At 51.7% G+C, this 17,759-nt stretch carries 18 protein-coding genes; 15 read left to right on the plus strand and 3 right to left on the minus strand.

What is annotated here, in order from left to right; all coding sequences use genetic code 11:
• The 4 genes from SK38_RS19250 to SK38_RS19265 are packed head-to-tail and all read left to right on the plus strand — an operon-like array spanning position 1 to position 4,175.
• Positions 1-825: a carbohydrate ABC transporter permease gene (locus tag SK38_RS19250; RefSeq protein ID WP_003024907.1), complete on the plus strand. Its 825-nt coding sequence runs from the start codon at positions 1-3 to the stop codon at positions 823-825.
• An 11-nt stretch (positions 826-836) separates the two neighbouring features.
• Positions 837-1,943, plus strand: a complete 1,107-nt coding sequence (locus tag SK38_RS19255) for an ABC transporter ATP-binding protein (protein WP_008785894.1) — start codon at positions 837-839, stop codon at positions 1,941-1,943.
• A gap of 36 nt (positions 1,944-1,979) precedes the next feature.
• The gene (locus SK38_RS19260) at positions 1,980-3,236 is read left to right on the plus strand and encodes a Gfo/Idh/MocA family protein (protein ID WP_048236827.1); all 1,257 of its coding nucleotides are present in this window, start codon (positions 1,980-1,982) and stop codon (positions 3,234-3,236) included.
• Between the two features lie 18 nt (positions 3,237-3,254).
• The gene (locus SK38_RS19265) at positions 3,255-4,175 is read left to right on the plus strand and encodes an ROK family protein (RefSeq protein ID WP_048236829.1); all 921 of its coding nucleotides are present in this window, start codon (positions 3,255-3,257) and stop codon (positions 4,173-4,175) included.
• Positions 4,176-4,212: 37 nt separating this feature from the next.
• Here the strand turns inward: SK38_RS19265 and agaR are convergent, their stop codons facing one another.
• Positions 4,213-4,983, minus strand: a complete 771-nt coding sequence (gene agaR / locus SK38_RS19270; protein WP_003024920.1) for a transcriptional repressor AgaR — start codon at positions 4,981-4,983, stop codon at positions 4,213-4,215.
• Between the two features lie 324 nt (positions 4,984-5,307).
• Positions 5,308-6,114 (minus strand): DeoR family transcriptional regulator, encoded by an 807-nt coding sequence (locus tag SK38_RS19275; protein WP_003024922.1) that lies wholly within the window; start codon positions 6,112-6,114, stop codon positions 5,308-5,310.
• Between the two features lie 249 nt (positions 6,115-6,363).
• Here SK38_RS19275 and kbaZ point away from each other — a divergent pair, with 249 nt between their 5' ends.
• The 8 genes from kbaZ to kbaY all read left to right on the plus strand — a co-directional run bounded on the left by kbaZ (position 6,364) and on the right by kbaY (position 13,741).
• A complete protein-coding gene (kbaZ, locus tag SK38_RS19280; RefSeq protein ID WP_020996349.1) occupies positions 6,364-7,659 on the plus strand; it encodes a tagatose-bisphosphate aldolase subunit KbaZ in 1,296 nt (431 codons plus the stop codon).
• A gap of 19 nt (positions 7,660-7,678) precedes the next feature.
• A complete protein-coding gene (agaV, locus tag SK38_RS19285; protein WP_003024925.1) occupies positions 7,679-8,152 on the plus strand; it encodes a PTS N-acetylgalactosamine transporter subunit IIB in 474 nt (157 codons plus the stop codon).
• Positions 8,153-8,162: 10 nt separating this feature from the next.
• Positions 8,163-8,942 (plus strand): PTS N-acetylgalactosamine transporter subunit IIC, encoded by a 780-nt coding sequence (agaW, locus tag SK38_RS19290; RefSeq protein WP_003839998.1) that lies wholly within the window; start codon positions 8,163-8,165, stop codon positions 8,940-8,942.
• On the plus strand, positions 8,932-9,810 hold the full coding sequence (gene agaE, locus SK38_RS19295; protein ID WP_048236830.1) for a PTS N-acetylgalactosamine transporter subunit IID: 879 nt from the start codon (positions 8,932-8,934) through the stop codon (positions 9,808-9,810). Before agaW ends, agaE begins: the two co-directional genes overlap by 11 nt.
• A gap of 16 nt (positions 9,811-9,826) precedes the next feature.
• Positions 9,827-10,261, plus strand: coding sequence for a PTS galactosamine/N-acetylgalactosamine transporter subunit IIA (agaF, locus tag SK38_RS19300; RefSeq protein WP_008785899.1), 435 nt, complete (start codon positions 9,827-9,829; stop codon positions 10,259-10,261).
• The gene (gene nagA, locus SK38_RS19305; protein WP_048236832.1) at positions 10,258-11,391 is read left to right on the plus strand and encodes an N-acetylglucosamine-6-phosphate deacetylase; all 1,134 of its coding nucleotides are present in this window, start codon (positions 10,258-10,260) and stop codon (positions 11,389-11,391) included. Before agaF ends, nagA begins: the two co-directional genes overlap by 4 nt.
• Before the next feature lie 301 nt (positions 11,392-11,692).
• A complete protein-coding gene (locus SK38_RS19310) occupies positions 11,693-12,847 on the plus strand; it encodes an AgaS family sugar isomerase (RefSeq protein ID WP_008785901.1) in 1,155 nt (384 codons plus the stop codon).
• Positions 12,848-12,859: 12 nt separating this feature from the next.
• Complete coding sequence (kbaY, locus tag SK38_RS19315) at positions 12,860-13,741, plus strand: tagatose-bisphosphate aldolase subunit KbaY (RefSeq protein WP_016151042.1); 882 nt, start codon at positions 12,860-12,862, stop codon at positions 13,739-13,741.
• A gap of 55 nt (positions 13,742-13,796) precedes the next feature.
• On the opposite strand, the gene rsmI is transcribed toward kbaY, so the two are convergent.
• Positions 13,797-14,660, minus strand: coding sequence for a 16S rRNA (cytidine(1402)-2'-O)-methyltransferase (gene rsmI, locus SK38_RS19320; protein ID WP_003024942.1), 864 nt, complete (start codon positions 14,658-14,660; stop codon positions 13,797-13,799).
• A gap of 63 nt (positions 14,661-14,723) precedes the next feature.
• On the opposite strand from rsmI, the gene SK38_RS19325 reads away from it, so the two are divergent.
• Genes SK38_RS19325 through diaA form a run of 3 tightly spaced genes read left to right on the plus strand, consistent with a single transcriptional unit; the run spans position 14,724 to position 17,753 of the window.
• Complete coding sequence (locus SK38_RS19325; RefSeq protein ID WP_048236834.1) at positions 14,724-16,775, plus strand: penicillin-binding protein activator; 2,052 nt, start codon at positions 14,724-14,726, stop codon at positions 16,773-16,775.
• The gene (locus SK38_RS19330; protein ID WP_003828625.1) at positions 16,733-17,128 is read left to right on the plus strand and encodes a YraN family protein; all 396 of its coding nucleotides are present in this window, start codon (positions 16,733-16,735) and stop codon (positions 17,126-17,128) included. Before SK38_RS19325 ends, SK38_RS19330 begins: the two co-directional genes overlap by 43 nt.
• 34 nt (positions 17,129-17,162) lie before the next feature.
• Positions 17,163-17,753, plus strand: coding sequence for a DnaA initiator-associating protein DiaA (gene diaA / locus SK38_RS19335; RefSeq protein ID WP_003024948.1), 591 nt, complete (start codon positions 17,163-17,165; stop codon positions 17,751-17,753).
• The last annotated feature ends 6 nt before the right edge of the window (positions 17,754-17,759 follow it).

Consider the following 17,759-nt stretch of genomic DNA (forward strand, 5'->3'; position numbering starts at 1 on the left):
ATGTTCATGACAAAACGTGAAAAATGGCTAATTTACGGCCTGATGATCCTCGCGACGCTGGTAACGGTGGTTCCGTTTATCTGGATGATCATCACCTCTTTTAAAACCCAGGCAGAAAGCATCGCCTTTCCGCCGATCCTGCTACCCGCCAACCCAGGGTTTCAGGCTTACGGTAAAATCTTGCATGAAATGCCTTTTGGCAGCTTTTACTTTAACTCGATCGTCTCCACGCTGGTCATCGTCATTTTGCAGACGCTGATTGCGGCAATGGCAGCGTACGGTTTCTCCCGACTGCGTTTCAAAGGACGAGATGTCCTGTTTATGCTGTGTATTTCAATTCTGATGGTGCCCGGTCAGATCTTTTTAATCCCACAGTTTTTAACCGTTGAAAAAATCGGTTTGCTGAACTCAATTCCTGGACTGGTGTTACCGGGTTTATTCAGCATATATAGCGCCTTTTTATTACGTCAGTTTTTTCTGTCAGTACCTAAAGAACTGGAAGAGGCAGCCATTATGGATGGGTATAACCATCTGACTATTTTCTTCAAAATTATGCTGCCATTAATTAAACCGGGACTGATTGCCTGCGTCATTATTAACGGACTGTGGAGCTGGAATAATTTAATGTGGCCACTGATCGTCAACACCTCCATGGATAAAATGACATTACCAGTAGGATTAGCCTCACTTTCTGGCCGTTCAGGCGTGGAATATCCGATGTTAATGGCGGGCGCATTGCTGGCGATTATCCCGATGTTGTTACTTTATATCTTCTTCCAGCGCTATTTTATTCGCGGCATCGCTGGTGCCGGAATTAAAGGATAAGGGGCAGTGTTATGTCAGGTATTCAATTACAGGCAGTAAGCAAAGTCTATCCCAATGGCTTTCAGGCGATCCATGGCGTTGATCTTGAAATCCACGACGGCGAATTCATGGTGTTTGTCGGGCCATCAGGCTGCGCCAAATCAACGCTGCTACGCATGATTGCAGGTCTGGAAGATATCACTCATGGCCATATCGCAATCGGAGAGAAGTGCGTCAACGACCTGCTACCAAAGGAGCGAGGCGTTGCCATGGTCTTCCAGAATTATGCCCTCTATCCCCACATGACGATTTATAAAAATATGGCATTCAGTCTGTTAGGGAAAATGAGCAAAGAAGAGATTGATATCCGCGTCCGGGAAGCTGCACACAAGCTGGAAATCGAAACATTGCTCGACAAAAAGCCCGGTCAGCTTTCAGGCGGTCAATGCCAGCGAGTAGCCGTTGGCAGGGCCATCGTGCGTAAGCCAGACGTTTTTTTGTTTGATGAGCCGCTGTCCAACCTGGATGCAAAACTGCGTGTTTCAATGCGCGTGCGGCTGACAGAACTGCATCGACAACTGCGTCACGAAGGCGTGAGCGCAACCATGGTGTACGTCACGCACGATCAGATTGAAGCGATGACGATGGGAGACAGGATTTGCGTTCTAAATGGCGGTCGTATTATGCAGGTGGATACCCCAGGGAATATTTACCATCACCCCAGGAATAAATTTGTTGCTGGTTTTATTGGTAATCCGGCAATGAATATTATGCTGCTTGATATTGACCCCAGCACTCGTGGCCTGCGCCTGGCTGATAATTTAATCCTGCCATTAAATACGCGCTTGAGTAACCTACTGGAGCAATATCCGCACTCCAGCGTCTGGTTTGGCATCCGCTCAGAGGCCATTCAGTTAGCCTCGCAGCATGATGCCTCTGCGTTCGATGCGCACATTACCAACGTAGAAAGGATGGGCAACGAAGACCTTCTGCATTTTGATATTGGTGAGCAACATATGATCTTACGTATTAACTCCTCACCCGACTGGACCCCACTTCCCGGTGAATCTATCAAAGTGAAATTTAATCTGGATGCCGCCTTTTTGTTTGATAAAAAACATGAAGAAAATTTGGCCTGACCGTTATTCAGGCTAAGTGAAAAATGAGAGGTTTATATGTGTGCGAATAAAGTGACCGTATTAGTGGTAGGGGCTGGTGCGCGCGGAGAAATATATTCTCGCTATGCGCTTGAACATCCAGACAGAATGCAGGTGGTAGGCGTTGCCGAGCCCAGAGAGGCATACCGCCAGCAGTTTGTCGCACAGCATAAGATTGACCCAAATAACGTGTTTTGCGACTGGCAAGAAGCTGCGGCCCAACCCAAAATGGCCGATGTGGTACTTATTTGCACGCAGGATAATATGCACAAAGATCCTGCCGTGGCGTTTGCTAATCTCGGCTATCACATTCTGCTGGAAAAACCGCTCGCCCCTACGCCAGAAGATTGCCGGATCATTATTGATGCGGTCAAACGCAACAACGTATTACTGGCCGTCGCGCACGTCCTGCGTTACACCCGCTATACGCAAAAGCTGAAATCACTGCTTGATGATGGCGTAATTGGCGATATTGTCAGCATGCAGCATCTCGAACCCGTAGGTTACTGGCATCAGGCGCACTCGTTTGTACGTGGTAACTGGCGCAATGAAGCAGAATCGTCATTTATGTTGTTACAGAAATCCTGTCATGATTTGGACTGGATCCGCTACATCATGAGCGACAACTGCCAGGACGTAGGATCATTTGGTAGCCTGAGTCACTTTGTGAAAGAGAATCAGCCTGCTGGTGCCGCCGACCGCTGCCTTGATTGTCAGGTTGAATCAACCTGTCCCTGGTCTGCCTGCAAAATTTATCTGGGTGAAAACCACAAATGCACTCCACACTTCCGTCGGGTGCTGACTGCAGATCCTAGCGAAGAGAATGTTCGCCAGGCGCTGCGCGATGGGCCTTATGGTCGTTGCGTTTATCGTTGTGATAATGATGTGGTGGATCATCAGGTTGTTAACTTACGTTTTGCCCACCAGCAGACAGTGACCTTTACCATGACCGCGTTTACCAAAATGGAAGATCGAAAAACGCGCCTGTTTGGTACCAGAGGTTATCTGGAAGGCGATGGCGAGCAGATCCGGGTGTTTGATTTCCTGACAGACAAAGAAACAGTGCATCAGATCGAGGAGATCGCCGCTGGCACACAAACCCAGATGGGGGGGCATGGTGGTGGCGATTACTACCTGATGGATCGCTTCATCCACGCAGTGATGGCCAACGATCAAAATATGATCCTTTCTGGCCCGGATGAATCACTGGAAAGTCACTTAATGGTCTTTGCCGCAGAGCGCGCTCGCAAGGAAAACTGTCTGGTTACGCTGTGAAGCCGGAGGAGATGAGGCATGTTTTACGGTGTTGATATTGGTGGAACCAAAACTGAAATTGTCGCTTTTGATAAGGAAATGCAGGTTTGCTGGCGTAAGCGCGTCGCCACGCCAGTGCAGGATTATGAACTCTTTCTTTCGACCTTTACTTCACTTATTGATACCGCCGACTGGGCGACTGGAACGCAAGGAAAAATTGGCATCGGCATGCCCGGTCTTATGGACAGACATACCGGAAAATTACTGTCATCTAACGTGCCTTGCCTCACAGGACGCCAGGTGATGAACGATCTGGCCCACCGCCTCAATCGTTCGGTTGAACTGGACAATGACTGCTGCTGTTTTGCACTCTCGGAAGCCCATACCCTGCAGGCTCGCCAGTTCTCCCGAATTTTTGGTGCCATTATTGGCACCGGCATGGGTGGAGGGTTAGTCATTGACGGTCAGTTGTATCGGGGTCGCAACCGAATGGCCAGTGAGTTCGGCCATTTACCGCTTCCGGCAACGTTTATGCGTCGTTATCACTTGCCGGAGTTGAAGTGCGGCTGTGGCTTACAAGGGTGTCTGGAACGCTATCAATCCGGTCCTGGTTTACTGTGGCTCCACAAACACTTCAGTGGAGAACAACTCAAAATGGAGACCCTGCTGGAGCATTATCGTCATGGCAATGCCAGCGCCGTTACAACCATAGAAGCATGGATTGATATGTTGGGTTGTACGCTGGCGCAATTGCAGTTGATTCTGGATGTCGATGCTTTTGTTCTCGGCGGTGGAGTTTCCAACATCGAGGAAATTTATACGTTGCTGCCGCAGGCCATGTCACGTTACTTGTTCCCGGGATTAGAGCCTGCCCGCGTATTCCCGGCCATCCATGGTGCATCCAGCGGGGTTCGCGGTGCCGCATTGCTGCTGGTTGAACAGGGTACGCTGACCCACTAAAACACTGCTGGCGAGAAAATCTCGCCAGCAATTTCAGTTATTCATCCGCAATCACCACATCCACCCCAAGCTGGATTAACGTCCGGTGATAATTTTCAGGGATACCGCTGTCGGTAATCACCCGGTCAATCCCGCTGATTTCGCTAATCATACAGAAACTTTTGCGGCCAAACTTGCTGGAGTCAGCGACTACCGTGACCTCCTGTGCAACCTCACACATTACCTGATTCAGATGCGCTTCTCCCGGATGTGGCGTGGTTATCCCTGCTTCCAGGCAGAATCCATCAACGCCCAAAAAAAGCTTATCAAACCGGTATTGTCTGAGCTGGTGTTCTGCTGAAGGGCCATACAATGAATAGACGCTTTGCCTGACGTTCCCCCCCAGGATCATGACGTCTACGCGCTCAAAATTCGCCAGCTCCCACGCAATGTTGAGCGCATTGGTCATCACCACCAGATCGCGGCGATTCTTTAGCATTGGAGGAATGAGCGTGGTGGTCGAACCGGAATCGAGGATTAACGTGTCACCATCTTTCACAAAGCTGGCTGCTTTTTCGGCAATACGCGTTTTCACATCGCGATTCAGCCGGTCCTTATCCTGCAAAGGCCGGTCAAGGGCAAAGTGCTGATTGAGAACCGCCCCGCCGTAGGAGCGCATGACGCATCCTTTCTGCTCCAGATAACGTAAGTCGTTGCGGATCGTGACCGATGACACACCAAAATGGACGCTCAGTGGCTCGACACGAACGCTACCCTGATCGCACAGCAGATCAATTATTTGCTCGCGACGTCTTAAGTTATCCAGCATTTCTATTGCTCCATCAAATATTCATGTTGTTTTGTTTTAGCGCTTTAGCACTTTCGTTTTCTTTTGAATATATTACATCAGAAGCAATAAGGTGAATTTGTGCGCACAGACTCAGCGTTTAATTTAACCAAAACTGACTATTTTCTTTCGTTTTAGCAAACCGAAACGAAGAAAACCGAAAAAATGAAAAGACTCAAAACGGGTAAGATGCGAGAAAGAGGCGGGAAGCATGCAAAAAAACGAAAGCGAGCTACTAAAAAAGCTCGCTTATGGTTTGTTTTTGTTTAATTGAATGGGATCACATTTTTGAATTTTAGAGCGGGACTACTCAACAATGATCACTTCAACACCGCTGCGGCGTAGTTCCTGCAAACTTTCCTCTGGGATACCTTCATCAACAATGATGGTATGGATCCTCTGGGTATCAATGATCTTATGCAGGCTGGAGCGGTTAAACTTCGTCGAGTCGGTAACAACAATAATACGTTCAGCCACTTCACACATCCGACGGTTGAGACGCGCTTCATCTTCGTTGTGCGTGCTAACACCACGCTCTAAATCAATAGCATCAACGCCAAGAAACAGCATGTCGAAGTGATAATTTTGTAGCGACTGCTCAGCCTGATCGCCATAAAACGATTGTGACTGACGACGCAAATGACCGCCGGTCATCAGCAGCTCAACCCCTTCGGCTTCCAGTAGCGCATTGGCGACATTCATACCGTTGGTCATAGCAATGACATTAGTATGCTGGCGCATCAGGCGGGCAATTTCATAGGTCGTGGTACCGGAGTCAAGGATCACGCGGTGTCCCGGTTGAATCAACTCTGCGGCGGCTCTGGCAATACTGCGTTTTACTGCCGTATTAAGTGAACTCTTATCTTCAACAGAAGGCTCCACAACAGGTGCATTGCTTTCGCAAATCAGCGCTCCGCCATAGGCACGTACCGCAATCCCCTGCTTTTCCAGAAAAGCGAGGTCGTTGCGAATAGTGACCGTGGAGACGCCAAAAAATAAGGAGAGATCGTTAACCTGAACGCTTCCCTGCTGCCGTAACCGCTGGATGATCTGCTCACGTCTTTCGCTGGTGCCAATAACGCGTTTGTCTGCAGAGGACTCGGTGTTACTCATAAGAAATCCTTTAGTTGAACCTTTCGTTTTATTTCGTTTTGTCTATTAACGCCTTTCTTTTGCGCGAATGCAAGCCCCGCAAGCAGGGAAGAGCCGGACGAACTTACGCTGAAACCTTTCATTGCGTTTCTTTTGTGAAACAGATCGGAAAACCATTATCTTTCGTTTTATTTTTATAACACCATGATGCAGTATTAAATGAAACAAAACGAAAGATTGATGTCGCAGTAATCTGACCTGGAGAGGAAAGTGAAACATCTAACTAAAATGGTCGAGCAGCATAAACGGGGGAAGGCAAATGGGATTTATGCCGTTTGTTCCGCGCATCCAATCGTACTGGAAGCCGCAATACGCTACGCCCATGCAAACCATACACCGCTGTTGATCGAAGCAACCTCTAATCAGGTTGACCAGTTTGGCGGCTATACAGGTATGACGCCAGCCGATTTTCGCAGTTTTGTCTGCCGATTAGCCGACTCGCTTGATTTTTCTCAGGATATGCTGATTCTCGGCGGAGACCATCTCGGGCCAAACCGTTGGCAAAATCTGCCTGCGGAACAGGCAATGGCCAATGCTGACGATCTGATCAAGAGCTATGTCGCCGCAGGCTTTAAAAAAATCCACCTCGATTGCAGCATGTCTTGTGCCAACGACCCGGTTCCACTGACGGATGAAATCGTCGCTGAGCGCGCCGCACGCCTGGCCAAAGTCGCCGAAGAAACCTGTATGGCACATTTTGGCGAGTCTGACCTGGTCTATGTGATTGGCACAGAAGTTCCGGTTCCTGGTGGCGCACACGAAGCGTTAACCGAACTGGCGGTAACAACGCCAGATGCCGCACGTGCAACGCTGCAGGCCCACTATCACGCCTTTGAAAAGCGCGGGCTGGAAGGTATATGGGCACGTATTATCGCCCTGGTCGTGCAACCTGGCGTTGAATTCGACCACACGCACATCATTGATTATCAACCGCAGAAAGCCGTGGCACTCAGCAAAATGGTGGAAGACTACGACACGCTGGTTTTTGAAGCGCATTCTACCGATTACCAAACGCCACAGTCCTTGCGCCAACTGGTGATAGACCACTTCGCTATTCTGAAAGTGGGACCCGCGCTTACCTTCGCCCTGCGCGAAGCGCTGTTTTCGTTAGCTGCCATTGAAGAAGAATTGCTGCCTGCAAAAGCCAGCTCGGGCCTGCGACATGTGCTGGAAAGCGTAATGCTTGATAGACCAGAGTACTGGCAGAGCCATTATCACGGTGATGGCAACGCACGCCGTCTGGCCCGTGGATACAGCTACTCTGATCGGGTTCGTTACTACTGGCCGGACAGCCAGATTGATGAAGCATTTGAACGTCTGGTACGTAACCTGGCGGACGACCCCATTCCACTACCGCTGATTAGCCAGTATTTACCTTTGCAGTACGTAAAAGTGCGCGAGGGAGATCTCAGCGCCACGCCGCGAGAACTCATCATTAACCATATTCAGGACATACTGCAGCAATATCACTGCGCCTGCCTGGGTGCTCCAGATCGTAACGCATAACAAAAAAGAGAAAAATACCATGCCAAACATTGTATTAAGTCGCATTGATGAACGCCTGATTCACGGTCAGGTTGGTGTGCAATGGGTCGGGTTTGCGGGGGCAAACCTGGTGCTGGTCGCTAATGATGAGGTGGCTGAAGATCCAGTGCAGCAAAACCTGATGGAAATGGTACTGGCAGAAGGGATCGCCGTACGCTTCTGGTCACTACAAAAAGTGATCGACAATATTCACCGTGCCGCCGATCGCCAGAAAATTCTGCTGGTCTGCAAATCGCCTGCGGATTTCTTCCGTCTGGTCGAAGGCGGTGTTCCTGTTAACCGTATCAACGTTGGCAATATGCACTACGCCAACGGCAAGCAACAAATCGCCAAAACGGTTTCTGTAGACGCTGCAGATATTACGGCGTTCAACGGGCTCAAAGCCGCTGGAGTGGAATGCTTCGTTCAGGGCGTTCCAACAGAACCCGCCCAGGACCTCTATAAACTTCTCTGAGGGATTCACAATGGAAATCAGTCTGTTGCAGGCTTTTGCGTTGGGTATTCTCGCCTTTATTGCAGGCCTGGATATGTTCAACGGGTTAACGCACATGCACCGCCCGGTTGTTCTCGGGCCGCTGGTCGGCCTGATTCTGGGCGATCTGCATACCGGTATTTTAACAGGTGGTACGCTGGAACTGGTGTGGATGGGTCTTGCCCCACTGGCGGGAGCTCAACCGCCAAACGTGATTATCGGCACTATCGTGGGAACCACGTTTGCCATAACGACCGGAGTGAAACCTGAAGTTGCCGTAGGTGTAGCGGTACCGTTCGCCGTAGCAGTACAGATGGGGATTACCTTCCTGTTCTCTGTGATGTCCGGGGTGATGGCTCGCTGCGATCGCATGGCAGCGAATGCCGATACCGCCGGGATTGAGAGGGTCAACTATCTGGCGTTGCTCGCGTTGGGGACCTTCTACTTTTTATGCGCGTTCCTGCCGATTTACTTTGGCGCGGAACATGCCAAAACCGCGATAGATGTTCTGCCGACGCGTCTGATTGACGGCCTGGGTGTGGCAGGCGGCATCATGCCAGCTATCGGCTTCGCCGTACTGCTGAAAATCATGATGAAAAACGTCTATATCCCCTACTTCATCCTGGGTTTTGTAGCCGCAGCCTGGCTCAAACTCCCTGTGCTGGCGATCGCCGCCGCAGCACTGGCAATGGCACTGATCGATTTTCTGCGTAAATCACCTGAACCTACAGCTCCCGCAGCACAAAAAGAGGAATTCGAAGATGGCATCTAATCAAACGGCTCTGCCGAACGTTTCCGAAACCGAAGAAACGCTGCAGTCCGGCACCAATGAAAACGTCTACGAAGACCAGAATATCGGTGCCGAGCTGACGAAAAAAGATATCAACCGTGTTGCCTGGCGTTCAATGCTGTTGCAGGCCTCTTTTAACTACGAACGTATGCAGGCATCAGGATGGCTGTACGGCCTGTTACCTGCTCTGAAAAAGATCCATACCAATAAGCGCGATCTGGCGCGTTCGATGAAAGGCCATATGGGCTTCTTCAACACGCACCCGTTCCTGGTCACGTTTGTTATCGGGATTATCCTGGCGATGGAACGCTCCAAGCAGGATGTGAACAGTATTCAAAGCACCAAGATTGCCGTGGGTGCGCCGCTTGGCGGCATCGGCGATGCCATGTTCTGGTTAACGTTACTGCCTATTTGCGGCGGTATCGGGGCCAGCCTGGCGCTGCAAGGCTCTATTCTTGGCGCAGTTGTCTTTATTGTTATGTTCAACGTGGTTCATCTTGGTCTGCGCTTTGGGCTGGCACACTATGCTTATCGAATGGGCGTTGCTGCCATTCCTCTGATTAAAGCTAACACCAAAAAGGTTGGACATGCGGCATCCATCGTAGGGATGACGGTGATCGGTGCGCTGGTAGCGACCTATGTTCGCCTGAGCACTACGCTGGAAATCACTGCTGGCGATGCGGTAGTGAAACTGCAAACAGACGTGATAGACAAGCTGATGCCTGCTTTTTTACCGCTGGTCTACACATTAACCATGTTCTGGCTGGTCCGCCGTGGCTGGAGTCCTCTGCGCCTTATCGCCATTACCGTGGTGCTCGGCGTCGTAGGTAAGTTCTGTCATTTCCTGTAAATATAAGGGGTTGTAGATGTTAGGTATTATTTTGACGGGTCATGGCGGGTTTGCCAGCGGAATGGAAAAAGCGATGAAACAGATTCTGGGTGAGCAGACTCAGTTCATTGCCATCGACTTTCCGGAAACCTCAACCACTGCCTTGCTCACCTCACAACTTGAACAGGCGGTGGGTGAACTGGATGCGCAGCAAGACATCGTGTTTCTGACTGATTTGTTGGGCGGAACGCCATTTCGCGTCGCTTCCACACTAGCCATGCAAAGGCAAGGTACTGAAGTGATCACCGGTACCAATCTACAACTGCTACTGGAGATGGTGCTGGAGCGCGACGACCTGAGCAGCGAAGCGTTTCGTTTGCAGGCGCTGGAGTGCGGGCACCGGGGTTTAACCAGCCTGGTGGACGAGCTGGGACGCTGCCGTGAGGAAAAGCCCGTTGAGGAAGGGATATGACACTGCTACTGCGCGCCAGACGTCTACTGACCGAACAGGGTTGGCTGGACGATCATCAATTGCATATTGAAGACGGTATCATTGCGGCAATAGAGCCAATTCCTTCCGGCGTTATGGTCCGCGATGCTGAACTGCTCTGTCCGGCATACATTGATACCCACGTACACGGGGGCGCGGGTGCCGATGTGATGGATGAAGCACCGGATACACTCGACAAACTGGCGATGCACAAAGCACGTGAAGGGGTAGCCAACTGGCTACCCACTACCGTCACCGCTCCATTACCGGATATTCACAAGGCGCTTGAGCGTATCGCCCATCGCTACCATTCCGGAGGGCCAGGCGCACAGGTGCTGGGCAGTTATCTTGAAGGCCCGTACTTTACGCCGCAGAACAAAGGGGCGCACCCGCCTGAGCTTTTCAGAGAACTGGAACTCAGTGAACTGGATGAACTGATTGCGATTTCCCAGCAAACATTGCGCGTCGTTGCGCTGGCACCAGAAAAACCCGGTGCATTGCAGGCCATCGAACATCTGAAGCAGCGCAACGTACGGGTGATGCTGGGACACAGCGCAGCTACCTGGGAACAAACCCGCGCAGCCTTTGACGCCGGCGCTGACGGACTGGTTCACTGCTACAACGGTATGACCGGCTTACATCATCGGGAGCCAGGAATGGTTGGCGTAGGGTTAACCGACCCTCGCGCCTGGCTGGAACTTATCGCTGACGGACACCATGTCCACCCGGCAGCCATGAAACTCTGCTGCTGTTGCGCCAAAGACAGGCTGGTGCTGATCACCGATGCCATGCAGGCTGCAGGAATGCCAGACGGACGCTATACACTCTGCGGTGAGGAGGTGGAAATGCACAGTGGTATTGTGCGTACCGCTTCCGGTGGCCTGGCTGGTAGCACTCTCTCGGTTGACGCAGCCGTACGTAATATGGTCGAGCTCACCGGGATAACGGCAGAAGAGGCAATTCATATGGCCTCTCTCCACCCCGCACGTCTGTTGGGTATCGATCGCCAACTGGGATCGTTAGCAGTGGGAAAACGTGCAGACGCGATCGCGCTCAATAGCAGGCTACATTTACAACAGATCTGGATTCAGGGTCAGGCTCTCCCCCTTTGACCTTTCATTTTGTCTCGTGTTGGCCTGCGGTCTTCGATCGCAAGGCCTTTCTTTTCCTTTCGCTTGAGTAAATACCTAACCATCCTACAACAAGCCTACTTCTTATAGATCAATAAGATAACTACACCTTTCGTTCTCACGATCACAAATTTCGTTTTATTTCCTTTTGGATTGTTGCTCTTTCGATTTCTTTCCTATAGATTTTAATCAATCGACAAGATGAACAAGTGAAACGAAACGAAAGATAGCGACATTCTCGCCAGCGTCTTATGTGGAATTTACAAGACTAAGGACTTAAGTTATGCCAGAAACCTATACCCCTGTTACCGCGGTAACGGGCACCTGGACCGAAGAAGAGATCCGTCAACAACCTGCCAGTTGGATCCGTTCCCTTACGAATATCGACAACATTCGATCTGCCATTGACAGCTTTCTCGCACCATTACTGCGCAAAAACGATCTGCGGATCATACTGACCGGGGCTGGAACATCAGCATTCATTGGCGACATCATCGCCCCTTGGCTGGCAAGCTATACCGGTAAAAACATCAGCGCTGTGCCGACCACCGATCTGGTCACCAATCCGATGGATTACCTGAATCCCGCACATCCGCTGCTGCTCATTTCTTTCGCTCGCTCAGGTAACAGCCCTGAAAGCGTTGCGGCAGTGGAACTGGCTAATCAGTTTGTGCCTGAGTGTTATCACCTGCCAATCACCTGCAACGAAGCAGGTAGCCTCTATCAAAACGCAGTTGCAAGCGACAATGCCTTTGCTCTGTTAATGCCCGCAGAGACACATGACCGTGGCTTCGCGATGACCAGCAGCATTACCACCATGATGGCCAGCTGCCTGGCAGTATTTGCCCCAGAGAAAATCAACAGCCAGACCTTCCGTGACGTGGCCGATCGGTGCCAGACGATTCTGACTTCGCTGGGCGATTTCAGCGACGGTGTATTTGGCAATGAACCCTGGAAACGGATCGTTTACCTCGGTAGCGGTGGATTACAGGGAGCAGCGCGGGAATCAGCACTGAAAGTCCTGGAGCTGACTGCAGGCAAACTGGCCGCATTCTATGACTCCCCGACAGGCTTTCGTCACGGTCCAAAGTCACTGGTTGATAACGAAACGCTGGTAGTGGTCTTTGTTTCCAGCCATCCGTATACACGTCAATACGATCTCGATCTGCTGGCAGAGTTACGCCGCGATCGGCAGGCATTGCGGGTTGTCGCGATTGCCGCACAAACCCATGAGGTGATTGAAGCAGGCCCACATATTCTGCTGCCACCAGCACGCTCTTTCATCGATATGGAATTGGCGTTCTGCTTCCTGATCTACGCCCAGGTTTTTGCTTTGACGCAATCCATCAATATCGGCAATACACCGGATACGCCTTCTGCCAGCGGCACTGTGAACCGCGTTGTACAGGGCGTTGTTATTCATCCCTGGAACGCCTAAAAGGATCGTTTTATGAGCATTATTTCCACGAAATACCTCCTGCTGGATGCCCAAAAAAAGGGTTATGCCGTACCTGCCTTTAACATTCATAACGCCGAGACGATCCAGGCGATCCTTGAAGTGTGCTATGAAATGCAATCGCCGGTGATCCTGGCAGGAACGCCGGGTACCTTTAAGCATATCGCGCTAGAAGAGATCTACGCGCTGTGCAGCGCTTATTCCACCAGCTACGGTATACCGCTGGCGCTGCACCTCGATCACCATGAGTCGCTGGACGACATTCGTCGTAAAGTGAATGCAGGAGTGCGCAGCGCAATGATTGACGGCAGCCACTTTCCGTTTGAAGAAAACGTGAAGCTGGTGAAATCCGTTGTGGATTTTTGCCATGCCAAAGATTGCAGCGTGGAAGCTGAGCTGGGTCGCCTCGGTGGCGTAGAAGATGATATGAGTGTGGATGCAGAAAGCGCCTTCCTCACCGATCCACAAGAAGCTAAACGGTTTGTTGAACGTACTGGCGTAGATAGCCTTGCTGTTGCCATCGGCACAGCCCACGGTTTGTACACCAAGACGCCCAAAATCGATTTCCAGCGGCTGGGTGAAATTCGTGAGGTAGTCGACGTTCCGCTGGTGCTGCATGGCGCAAGTGATGTCCCTGACGAATACGTCCGCCGCACGATCGAGCTTGGCGTTTGCAAAGTTAACGTCGCGACCGAACTGAAAATCGCTTTTGCCGATGCGGTCAAAGCGTGGTTTGCGGAGAATCCGCAGGGCAACGATCCTCGCTATTACATGCGGGTCGGTATGGATGCGATGAAAGAAGTGGTGCGTAGCAAAATCACTGTATGCGGGTCAGCAAACCGCTTATTAATCAGTGAAACTGCCGCTCAGTCTTAAGCACTGTGTTAGCTAATGGCCATACCCTTGTCGGTTTGGCCATCAGCAATCGGGCTTACTCTCCCTGCTGTTCCAGCGCGTGCTTATACAACGCATTCTTTTTCACGCCATGGATTTCAGCAGCCAGCGCGGCGGCCTTTTTCAGCGGCAGTTCTGCCTGCAATAAGGCCAACGTACGCAGCGCATCGGCAGGAAGATCGTCTTCCTGCGCTTTATGCCCTTCAACAATCAGCACCATTTCGCCTTTGCGACGGTTTTCATCTTCCTTGACCCACGCCAGCAGTTCACCAACCGGTGCACCGTGAATAGTTTCCCAGGTTTTGGTCAGCTCGCGCGCCAGCACCACGTAGCGGGATTCGCCCCACACAGCAACCATGTCTTCCAGGCTATCCAGCAAGCGGTGGGTAGATTCATAAAAAATAAGCGTACGCGGCTCGGCCTCAATGGCTTTCATCGCATCACGACGCCCTTTCGATTTGGCAGGCAGAAATCCTTCATAGCAAAAACGGTCTGAAGGCAGGCCTGCAGCGCTCAGGGCAGCAATCGCCGCACAAGGACCAGGCAGGGGAACAACGCGGATCCCTGCTTCACGACAGGTACGCACCAGATGGTAGCCAGGATCGTTAATCAGCGGCGTTCCGGCATCGGAAACCAGCGCAATGTTTTGTCCTTCTTTGAGCTTCGCGACCAGCGTTTCAGCCTTTTGCTGCTCGTTGTGGTCATGTAGCGCGAACAGACGCGCGTTAATCGCGAAGTGTTGTAACAATAATCCTGTATGACGAGTGTCTTCAGCGGCAATCAAATCAACGGCTTGTAAAACTTCGAGCGCTCGTTGGGTAATATCAGCCAAATTTCCTATAGGAGTAGGTACAATAAAGAGTTGGCCTTGAGAATTATCCGCCGATTCGTGTTGTTTCATTGTGTCGTCCGTATTGCCGATTTAATATTGAGCATTGAGTAAAAAAATATCACTGGATACAGTATGGTACCCTCAACATTTTCTCGTTTGAAAGCCGCACGCGCGCTACCAGTCATTCTGGCAGCACTGATTTTCGCAGGCTGTGGCACCCAGGCGCCAGACCAGAGTGCAGCCCATATGCAGGGCACTGCGCAGGCTGATTCCGGCTTTTATCTGCAACAAATGCAGCAAAGCTCTGATGATAGCAAGACCAACTGGCAATTACTCGCCATTCGTGCACTGCTGAAAGAAGGCAAGAGCCAGCAGGCTATCGAACTGTTTAACCAGCTACCGCAGAAGCTAAGCGATACCCAGCAGCGTGAGCAGTCACTGCTGGCCGTCGAGATTAAGCTCGCGCAGAAAGATGTCGCTGGCGCACAGGCCCTGCTGGATAAGTTAACTCCCGCCGATTTCGATCAAAACCAACAGGCACGCTACTGGCAGGCGCAAATCGACGTCAACCAGGGTCGCCCGTCTCTGACGCTGCTGCGCGCCCTGATCGCCCAGGAACCGCTGCTGGCCGCGAATACTAAGCAGAAAAATATGGACGCCACCTGGCAGGCGCTGTCGTCCATGACCCAGGAGCAAGCGCAAGCGCTGGTCATCAATGCTGATGAAAACGTGCTGCAAGGCTGGCTGGATCTCCAGCGCGTCTGGTTCGATAACCGTAACGATCCGGACATGATGAAAGCCGGTATTGCGGACTGGCAGAAACGTTATCCGCAAAACCCAGGAGCAAAACTGTTACCAACACAGTTGGTTAACGTGCAGAGCTTTAAGCCCGCCTCCACCAGCAAAATCGCCCTGCTGTTACCACTGAACGGTCAGGCCGCTGTATTTGGCCGTACTATTCAGCAAGGCTTTGAAGCTGCGAAAAACATGGGCACTCAACCTGTCGCAGCCCCTGTTGCTGTCGCACCTGCCGCAGTTCCAGCTGCCGCGACCACCACAGAACAGCCGCAAACGACTGACGGCGTTGCCAGCCCGTCTCAGGCGTCAGTAAGCGATCTGACCAACGAGACGCCGGCTCAACCAGAAACACCTGCTGTGCAGCCCACAGCACCCGCTCAGCCAACAACCGCCAGCGCACCGGCGAATCCATCCGCTGAGCTGAAAATCTACGACACTTCATCACAGCCGCTGAACCAGATCCTGACTCAGGTTCAGCAGGATGGCGCCAGCATCGTGGTTGGCCCACTGTTGAAGAACAATGTTGAAGAGCTGATGAAAAGCAACACGCCATTGAACGTCCTGGCGCTTAACCAGCCGGAGTCGGTGAAAAACCTGCCGAACGTCTGTTACTTTGCTCTGTCGCCAGAAGATGAAGCGCGCGACGCCGCGCGCCACATCCGCGATCAAGGAAAACAGACGCCGCTGTTGTTGATTCCACGGAGTTCATTAGGCGATCGCGTTGCCAACGCCTTTGCACAGGAATGGCAAAAACTGGGTGGCGGCGTGGTATTGCAGCAGAAGTTCGGCTCCACCGCTGAACTTAAAATGGGCGTCAACGGCGGCTCAGGGATTTCCCTGACAGGCAGCCCTGTGGCCTCCTCTGTGCCAGCCCAACCCGGCGTAACGATTGGCGGTCTGACCATCCCGGCAGCACCTACCGATGCGCAAATCACCGGCGGCAGCGGTCGTGTTGATGCCGTGTATATTCTGGCGACGCCGGAAGAAATTGCATTTATTAAGCCGATGATCGCCATGCGCAACGGCAGCCAGAGCGGAGCAACGCTGTACGCCAGCTCTCGTAGTGCGCAGGGCACTGCCGGCCCGGATTTCCGTCTGGAGATGGAAGGCTTGCAGTACAGCGAAATTCCGATGCTGGCAGGCGCTAACGCACCTCTTATGCAGCAGGCGCTTGGCGCGGTTCGTAACGACTACTCGCTGGCGCGTATGTATGCCATGGGTGTCGATGCCTGGTCGCTTGCCAACCACTTCTCGCAAATGCGTCAGGTGCAGGGTTTCGAAATTAACGGTAATACCGGGGCCTTAACCGCAACGCAGGATTGTGTGATTAACAGGAAGTTATCATGGCTCAAATACCAGCAAGGACAAGTCGTCCCCGCCAGTTAACGAGTAAACAGACCGGTGACGCGTGGGAATCCACCGCACGTGACTGGCTGCTGAGCAAGGGACTGCATTTTATCGCCGCCAACGTGCGTGAACGTGGCGGCGAAATCGACCTGATAATGCGTGAAGGCAACACCACCGTATTTGTTGAGGTTCGCTACCGACGCTCAGCACAGTTCGGCGGTGCGGCGGCGAGTGTGACCCGGAGCAAACAACACAAATTATTACAGACCGCCCGCTTGTGGCTTGCGCGCCACAATGGGAGTTTTGATACTGTGGATTGCCGGTTCGATGTGTTAGCCTTCACCGGAAATGATGTTGAGTGGTTTAAGGACGCGTTCAACGACCGCTCATAGTTGAAGATTCAGAGCCTGGTTCTTAAGGATTAGCGTGTTAGATAGAATTAAAGTCTGCTTTACAGAAAGCATTCAAACTCAGATAGCTGCGGCTGAAGCACTTCCGGATGCAATCTCCCGTGCCGCCATGACGCTGGTTCAGTCCCTGCTCAATGGCAACAAAATTCTCTGTTGTGGTAATGGGACGTCCGCTGCCAACGCACAGCATTTTGCTGCCAGCATGATCAATCGTTTTGAAACAGAACGCCCAAGTTTACCTGCGATTGCACTAAACACTGATAATGTGGTCTTAACTGCGATTGCCAACGATCGCCTGCACGACGAAGTTTATGCAAAACAAGTCCGTGCGCTGGGACATGCAGGTGATGTTCTGCTGGCAATCTCTACGCGTGGTAATAGCCGCGATATCGTAAAAGCCGTTGAAGCCGCCGTGACACGCGACATGACAATCGTCGCGCTGACCGGGTATGACGGAGGGGAACTGGCCGGATTACTGGGGCCACAGGATGTTGAAATCCGTATTCCCTCACACCACAGCGCCCGCGTTCAGGAAATGCACATGCTGACGGTCAACTGCCTTTGCGATCTTATCGATAACACGCTTTTCCCTCACCAGGATGATTAAGGAGTA

This window comes from Citrobacter sp. MGH110, assembly GCF_001037515.1.
GTDB lineage: Bacteria > Pseudomonadota > Gammaproteobacteria > Enterobacterales > Enterobacteriaceae > Citrobacter > Citrobacter portucalensis.

Bases quoted from the DNA above. Each gene is read 5' to 3' on its own strand.
- kbaY (WP_016151042.1), top strand. From the start codon at position 12,860: ATGAGCATTATTTCCACGAAATACCTCCTGCTGGATGCCCAAAAAAAG.
- SK38_RS19265 (WP_048236829.1), top strand. From the start codon at position 3,255: ATGTTTTACGGTGTTGATATTGGTGGAACCAAAACTGAAATTGTCGCT.
- SK38_RS19330 (WP_003828625.1), top strand. From the start codon at position 16,733: ATGGCTCAAATACCAGCAAGGACAAGTCGTCCCCGCCAGTTAACGAGT.
- nagA (WP_048236832.1), top strand. From the start codon at position 10,258: ATGACACTGCTACTGCGCGCCAGACGTCTACTGACCGAACAGGGTTGG.
- agaF (WP_008785899.1), top strand. From the start codon at position 9,827: ATGTTAGGTATTATTTTGACGGGTCATGGCGGGTTTGCCAGCGGAATG.
- SK38_RS19250 (WP_003024907.1), top strand. From the start codon at position 1: ATGTTCATGACAAAACGTGAAAAATGGCTAATTTACGGCCTGATGATC.
- SK38_RS19275 (WP_003024922.1), bottom strand. From the start codon at position 6,114: ATGAGTAACACCGAGTCCTCTGCAGACAAACGCGTTATTGGCACCAGC.
- SK38_RS19325 (WP_048236834.1), top strand. From the start codon at position 14,724: ATGGTACCCTCAACATTTTCTCGTTTGAAAGCCGCACGCGCGCTACCA.
- agaV (WP_003024925.1), top strand. From the start codon at position 7,679: ATGCCAAACATTGTATTAAGTCGCATTGATGAACGCCTGATTCACGGT.
- rsmI (WP_003024942.1), bottom strand. From the start codon at position 14,660: ATGAAACAACACGAATCGGCGGATAATTCTCAAGGCCAACTCTTTATT.
- SK38_RS19260 (WP_048236827.1), top strand. From the start codon at position 1,980: ATGTGTGCGAATAAAGTGACCGTATTAGTGGTAGGGGCTGGTGCGCGC.
- agaR (WP_003024920.1), bottom strand. From the start codon at position 4,983: ATGCTGGATAACTTAAGACGTCGCGAGCAAATAATTGATCTGCTGTGC.
- agaE (WP_048236830.1), top strand. From the start codon at position 8,932: ATGGCATCTAATCAAACGGCTCTGCCGAACGTTTCCGAAACCGAAGAA.
- agaW (WP_003839998.1), top strand. From the start codon at position 8,163: ATGGAAATCAGTCTGTTGCAGGCTTTTGCGTTGGGTATTCTCGCCTTT.
- SK38_RS19255 (WP_008785894.1), top strand. From the start codon at position 837: ATGTCAGGTATTCAATTACAGGCAGTAAGCAAAGTCTATCCCAATGGC.
- SK38_RS19310 (WP_008785901.1), top strand. From the start codon at position 11,693: ATGCCAGAAACCTATACCCCTGTTACCGCGGTAACGGGCACCTGGACC.